Here is a 7,390-nt window from a genome sequence, read left to right as displayed (position 1 = left end):
CAGCTCGAAGTGATCGTTCTGGGTTTCGGAAGCCGTCGACCAGCGCAGCGCCACCGCGTTGTCGCCCGACTGCGCCTCGAAGCTCGTCAGCTCCACCGACAACTGCAAATCGCACATCACATAGTCTTCATCCTCGCCCAGCCACTCATCCAGACCGAACGTGCCGTTGGTCATGTTCGGGCAGGCACTCTGATCCATCATACCGAAGCCGTACTGGCCAACCGGCTGATGCGTCAGGCGGAAGCGGAAGACGCCATTGTAGCGGCTGATGTTCGTGACACCCGGATCGATGAAGGTAAAGGTGTGGATACCGGGGGTAACCACGGCGTCCTGCACGAACCATTCGGGGGCGCGACCGTCGCACAGCACGTCATCGAAGCTGTAGTCGGCGTTGCCGTCTTTCCAGGCGTTCAGATACAGATGGCCACCATGGCGGGCATAAAGTTCATAGTTCGGACCGGCGGTCACCTGAACAATGATCGACACCGGCGTGCAAGGCTGCCACGGAGCGCCGAAGAAGGCCACGCCGTCTTCGAAGTTGTCCATGTGCGCAGGTACGGTGGTGTGGATCAGATCGGTGTTCTGCGGGTAGATGTGCGGAGTCGCTTCGCCGTCAACCTGCGGACCGAGCCAGGCAATACCGGACAGCACGTGGCCGGGATTATTGACAAGCGTCGGATAGTAGCAGGTGGTCAGGTCGCCCTGATCGATGCCGTTGTACCAGACCTTGATCGCGGTATTGGATGTCTCCAGACCGTGGGTGGGGCTGGTCTCGGTGGCCTGAATGTAATCCACGCCGGTGACGCCGCTGGTATAGGTAAGCTGGGCGTTGCCGTTGACGTCCGTCATGACGGGCGAACCGGGGAGCGGACCCGCGGGGGTGGCGCTGCCGGGCAGCACGGAGAAGTCCACCGCGCGTCCGACAATCGCGTTGCCGTTATCATCGCGCACCGAGGCGTTCAGCGTGTGCGGCATGTTGATCTGGTTGGCGGCAAAGGTCGGCGTGAGAATCACGGATTCATTCACGGCGGCGGCGATGCCCTGCGTGGTCAGCCACGCGAAGAAGATATTGTCGTCGTTGGACGGATTGACCGTATGCACGAGAATCGTCTGGTCGCCGTTGTTGACGAAAGGAATCAGGTTGTAAGCTTCGTCGTCATAGGTCTCGATGCAGGGCGAAAGCTGGCAGGGATTGAGCATCGGGTCGACCGGATTGGTGGTGGCATCGTCACCGATACCGCCTACGGTCAACAGCGCGCCGTCGGAAATCAGGTCGCCGTCATCGAGGCCGCCGGCGCTGCTGCTCATGCGCTGGCCGTTGACATCGATCAGCGAATACTGGCAGCCGCAATTGTAGCTGAAGGAGATGCCGAGTCCCATGTTCAAGCTGAGATTCGGATCGGGCAGCACGATCGGGCTGGCGAGATTGATCTGGAAATCGTCGCCATTGATGGCCTGGCCACCGAACAGCAGGATGATGCTGTTGTTCGGATCGGCATTGGGATCATCGAACACGACGGCCAGAATTTCGCCGTCAACCCCGTAGGGATTGGTTTCGGCAACGTCGAGCGTCGAGATTCCCGCGGGGCGGCTATCGATGATCGGCGCCACGATGGAGGTGACGTCTTTCCAGCCGTTTTCCCACAGACCGAGATTGCTATAGGTCACATCCCACGAAAGGGCATTGCCTTCGAGCGACACGGAGCCATCCGGTAAGGTTGCATTGTAGACCGACGCTGCGCCAAGGAAGGCGGCGCGCACCGTAGCGCCCACCGGCTTGTTCACGCGAATGGTGGACGTCGGCGTAACGTAACCGTGGCCGTCCGTGGACAGCGTCACCTGACCGGTTACCGAGTAGACACTGCTGATGTTGCGGCCGCCGTCACGCGGAGTCACCCCATGAGGGATGGTGCCCACGGCAAACGCGAGCGAACTGGTCAGTGTCAGCAGCGTCAGCATGCCGATCACCGCCGCATAAAGCGAAAAACATTTCTTCATCAATGACGTCCTTTCCTTTGGTTTTCATCCAACGGAGCCTTACGCTGTCTTGCTCAAACGACGCAGGGCAGATCCGCTCTCTATGTTTGGTTGCAGTTGAGCGAGTAAGTGTATCTAACTTCATCACACGAAATGGGCACTCGAGGTCTGTGAACTGCTTCAGGAGTTGAGCAAGGAATTTCGGCGCGGGAGACTCAGGAAGAACGAGGATGACCCTCTGGAGAGGACGTTCTTCCATCCAAGAATATGCGGCGGGACGATTACGATGATTTTGCCGCGCAGCATGGCGCACAGAAAGAACCTGAGTGACGGAGTAGAATATAACCAACTTCTTCACGTCTGCAAGGAGACTCCTGTGTCAGGAATACATTTTTGCAGTAGCGGACATGCAACCACTCCTATATTAGCTATACTGTGACTCTATACTTTTTTAAATTAGTGACCCAGCAAAACAAGATGCACTCTGGGGAATGAAAAGCAAAAGCCGGTCACGCTGACCGGCTCTGCTCGGGTAAGAACAATCGATTAGAAATTCAACTTATCCACATAGGCCCAGCGACCAATGTGTGCGCGATAATCTTCGGCGCAGCAACTCCGCACTCTCTTGCGCAGTACACTCCTCTCTTTGCCGCTCCAAACTCTCACATCCGGAGAGGCATGATGGCCAATGCAAGAGGCGCTATTTAAGCAGGAGCATCTTCTTCTCCGACACAAACCCATTGACGTCGATGCGATAGAGATATACACCCGAAGGCAGCGCCGATGCATCGAAGATCACACGATGGCGCCCCTGCGGCATGGATGCGTTCACCAGCGTGGACACATCCTGGCCGAGCAGATTGAAAATTCTAAGTTGCACAAAACCCGCATCTTTAAGATCGTAGGAAATCTCGGTTGTGGGGTTAAAGGGATTCGGATAGTTCTGCGCGAGCGCATAGTCGGTAATCACGTCGGCGTTTGCCGTGGGCGTGGCGCTGACGGTGCGCAACTCGGTGCGGTGACCGTTGACGTCCACGGCCGCCAGCACATAGCTGTAGGATGTGCCGTTCACCAGATGCTCGTCAGAGTAGCGATAGCTGCGTTCGGCGGGACCGTTGCCCTGCGAGGCCACGCGCGCAATGTTGTGGCCGTCGCGCAGAATCTCGAAATGATCATTGGCGTTTTCGGAAGCCGTAACCCAGCGCAAGACCACAGAGCCATCTCCCGCTGCCGCGTCAAGCGAGTTCAGGGTCACGGCCAACTGGAAGTCGGGAAGCATGTAGTCTTCCACCTCCCCGAGCATGTCGAGCGCAAACGTGCCGCACGTCGCCGCCGGACAGGCAACGGTATCGCGCAGACCGAACCCAAAACGGCCCACCGGCCGGCTGGTCAGGCGGAAGCGGAATACCCCCGCATAGACGCCCATGTTCGTTACACCCGGATCCCGCACCGCAATCGTGTGCAGTCCCGGCGTCACCGGCAGATCCTGAATCATCCATTCCGAAGCCACACCGTTCGGGCAGGCGATTTCATCACAGAAAGTCCCGTTCAGATTGCCGTCTTTCCACGCATTCAAATATAACTGTCCTCCGCAGTTCTGATAGCGCGGGAAGTTGGGGCCTGCGGTAACGGTTACCATCACCGATTCCATCTCGCACGGCGTCCACGGCGCGTTGAGGAACGTCACACCGTCATTGCAGGAATCGAGGCCATCGGCGTGGGGAGTCGTGTCGCCCGAGACGCACGCGCCCAGCCAGGCAATGCCCGAAAGGCCGTGGCCGGGATTGTTGGGCAGCGTCGGATAGCCGCAGGCGGGCAGGTTGCCCATGTCGACTTGCGTGTAGAGGAACTGGCAGGTATCCTGTGAAATAGCGCAGGCACAGGCGCCGCTGTCCAGTTGCACGGCGTAGAGCGTGTTGTTCAGCCCGTTTCGCACCCACAGGACGACATTGGGCGCAAAGTTCACGGCGTCGCACTCCATACCCTGCAGACGTGCGGGAAGGGTGACCAGATCGCGGATCCACACGCCGGTGAGCTTATTGACGACGCTGACGCGCCCCTGCCCGTCGTGACCCACAAACATCCTGTTGCCTGTGCCCACGACGATGCCACTGATGTCACGGTCGGGCTGTCCGGTGGGGCCAAGGGGAATCAGCGATCCCAGATAAACACCGCTGGAAGAGAAGTGGCCGATGCTGTCACTGACATCGGGGGAATGCCAGATCGTGCCGTTGGTCGGATCGATGGCAAGGCCGTCATTTACGCGGATCGGCGGCTCCTGCACCAGACCCGTAAACTGAAAGGTACAGAGTCCGGTGGCGGGGTCAATCAGAAAAATGCGAAAGGTGGCGTCTTCCGCGCCCCACAGCAGGCCGCGGGACTGATCCCAGACGATTTCATCAATGTTGACCGGAGTGCCCGCCGAGGTGTGCAGAGCCACGCTGTCGACCAGTTCGCCCGTGGCGGTTATCTGATAAAGCTGGGGAACGAGGTAGTTGGTGTAGTAGAGATGACCGTCGCAATCCGCGGCAATGGAGACTCCGAGATTATTGGGAGCAGGAACAGGCACGGAAATGGTGCGCAGGACTTCGCCGGTGCTGTCCAAGGCATTGCCATGATCCCGCGAGTAGACGGCAATCTCGCGGGCCCGGGTATTCTGCGGCGTTCCGGGCGTCCCTGCTTCTATCGCCAGCGCGATCATTGCGACCGCGGCCAGCGCGATAAACACACGATGGATCTTCATCATCACCTCATCATTCACAAACCGCACATCACATAGTTCACTCGTGGGTTACACGCGGCAACGGTACCCCGCCAGAGGGCTCCCAAGCGGCGAATGCGCACAAAGTGTAATGCGGGGGCGGCTGGATGACATGCTCACGCATAACCTGTTTCCGCTTATCCCTGTCGCTGCGGCACTCGTACGGGGAATGGGCGGCAGGATGCGGCAGATGCCTCTTCGCAAAGGCCGGAAAACAGGTGTTCCAAACGTCCTTGACAATAAGTGGGCAGAATGCTATTATATCTCAGTAGGTCTCCATCTTGCCGCACCTTGAAGGAACACACCGTGTTGAAAGAACAAGTCTATCTCTGCCTTTCCGCACTTCTGCTCTGCTTCCCCAGCTTTGCAGCCTCCCCTCTGCCCCAAACCGCCTTCTTCGTCCAAAATGAAGGCCAATGGGACGGCGCGTTCTCTTTCAAGTACGACGCCCCCGGCGCCACCTACTTCCTCACCTCATCAGGGATGACGCTGGACCTGCATTCCCCCGAGCCCCGCACCGCCCCCGACCAACTTTGTCATCCTGAAGCCCGTCTTCGGGCAGAAGGACCTCGGGCGAGTCTGGTCCACGGCCACATGCTGAAACTCTCCTATATCAATGCCAACCCCAACCCTGTGTTGCTGGGTGAGGACAAACTCCCCAGCTACAGCAACTACTTCCTGTCTAAGGATAGCTGTAAATGGCGATCCCGTGTGGGCCACTACCGTAGCGTCACCGCCCAAGACGTCTGGCCGGGAATCGACGTCCAATACCGGATCGGTGGTGTAGGGGCACACAGCAGTGTGCCCGTCGGCATCGAAACCGTCTACCACCTCCATCCCGGTGCTGATCCCAATCAGATCCAACTGCGCTATGAAGGGCAGGATGGTGCAATCACCGTAGATGCAAACGGCAGTTTGCTCTTGTCGACGTCGCTGGGTCTGGTGACAGAAAAAGCCCCCTTCGCCTATCAAACCATCAATCACACCCAAATCGAAATCCCCTGCCGCTATGACCTGACCGCTGAAGGCGGCTACCGCCTTGTGTTGGGGCCGTACGATGCGACAAAGGAGGTGGTGATTGATCCGCTGGTGTACGGCAGTTTTCTTGGAGGTGGGGGTGCTGATGAGGTGCGCGGGATGGCACTGAGTCCCAATCGGCAGATTGTGCTTTGTGGTATGACCGATGCTCAAGGTTTTCCCATAACACCGGGAGCATATCAGCAGATCGGCAGGTATGAGGACGGTTTTGTCACTAAATTGTCTTTAGGTGGTGACTCACTAATATTTTCCACGTACTTCAATGCAAAAGTTGTTGCGGTTAGCACCGATTCGCAAGGCCATGTGTTTGCATCCGGGAACGGTAACCAACTTCTGCCATTAACCCCCAATGCATTTGATACAACTCTCGCGGGCTACGAAGGCGCAATCGCTGAGTTCTCTGCCGGAGGCGACAGTTTGCTGCTGAGTTCATATCTGGGCGGGAGCGGCGCTGACTTTGCCAACGGATTAGCCGTCGGAAACGATGGGCGAGCCTACATCGTGGGCTTGACCCGCTCGGTGGATTTTCCCGTGACATCGAATGCGGCCTTCCCGACACCGCGCCCCCCCGTGTTCGACGGCGAAGCGTTTCTGACTGTGATTGATCCCGTCACCGTTTCCATAATTTATTCTACCTTCATTCCCGGTTCATCCTCGGACGAGGCGTACGGCGTTCATGCACCAGGGCCGGATTCGGTCTGGGTCACGGGGAGAACACAGAGCAGTGATTTTCCGACTACGCCGGACGCGTTACAATTAGACAGCGGTGGACGGGAAGACGGCTTCTTCTGTCTGTTCAACACGCAAAGCGGCGCACTGCGGTACAGCTCCTACCTGGGCGGCAGTAATACCGACTATGTCTCCGATATTGCATCTATAGACGGCCAGCATATGGTCATAACCGGGAATACGTTTTCGGCGGATTTTCCCGTGACGCCCGGCGCATTCGACACATTGCTGACTCCCGATATGCCCAAAGGGTTTGTCCTCATTATGCAGTGGCCGGACAGTCTTGTGGCAGCCACGTTTCTCGGTGGACGCAATGGTGATTCAGGAGTTGAAGTGGCGGCGGACGCGGATGGCATTGTCGTGGCTGGAGAAACGCGGAGCAATGACTTTCCGGTGACACATGGAGCCTTCGATACCCTGCTGAACACCAACGGCCAGCCTACCGATTGGTATTGGGACGCCTTCGTCAGCCGTCTCAGCCCTGATCTGGCACATTTGGAGTATAGCACATACCTCGGCGGTCAATGGACCGAGTACTTGCAGGCCGCCGCGTTTTCAAGTCCGGATACCGTGTGGCTGGCCGGGCAAACCGGTTCCGGCGATTTTCCGATTACCCCCAATGCGGTGCAAAGTCAATATCGAGACTTCGGCGATGGTTTCATCGCCTGCTTTGCCGTGCCTAATCCAGCCGCCGACGCAGTCCCTCAGCCCTTCATCCCTCCGCCTTCATCCTTCATCCTTTCCTGCTTCCCCAATCCCTTCAACCCCACCACCACGCTATCCTTCACGCTGCCTGCATCCTCCGAGGTCAAGCTGGAGGTCTTCGACGTGTTAGGCCGCAGTGTCTATCAGCAAAACTTGGGACGGCTGACTGCCGGAGAGCAT

At 57.9% G+C, this 7,390-nt stretch carries 3 protein-coding genes; 1 reads left to right on the top strand and 2 read right to left on the bottom strand.

The window, feature by feature from the left end; translation table 11 throughout:
• Positions 1-1,998 (bottom strand): Ig-like domain-containing protein (locus tag VGL38_01775; protein ID HEY3294146.1); only part of this gene is annotated, 1,998 nt, incomplete at its 3' end.
• A 679-nt stretch (positions 1,999-2,677) separates the two neighbouring features.
• A complete protein-coding gene (locus VGL38_01770; protein ID HEY3294145.1) occupies positions 2,678-4,723 on the bottom strand; it encodes a T9SS type A sorting domain-containing protein in 2,046 nt (681 codons plus the stop codon).
• 321 nt (positions 4,724-5,044) lie between these two features.
• Here VGL38_01770 and VGL38_01765 point away from each other — a divergent pair.
• The coding region (locus VGL38_01765) for a hypothetical protein (GenBank protein HEY3294144.1) at positions 5,045-7,390 on the top strand (2,346 nt) is incomplete at its 3' end.

It is taken from the genome of bacterium (genome assembly GCA_036504735.1).
Taxonomy (GTDB): domain Bacteria; phylum Electryoneota; class RPQS01; order RPQS01; family RPQS01; genus DASXUQ01.
This window is presented reverse-complemented; position numbering and strand designations above follow the sequence as displayed.

What these genes read in the sequence shown, in the direction of transcription:
- VGL38_01770 (HEY3294145.1), bottom strand. Translation starts at nt 4,723, where the DNA reads ATGATGAAGATCCATCGTGTGTTTATCGCGCTGGCCGCGGTCGCAATG.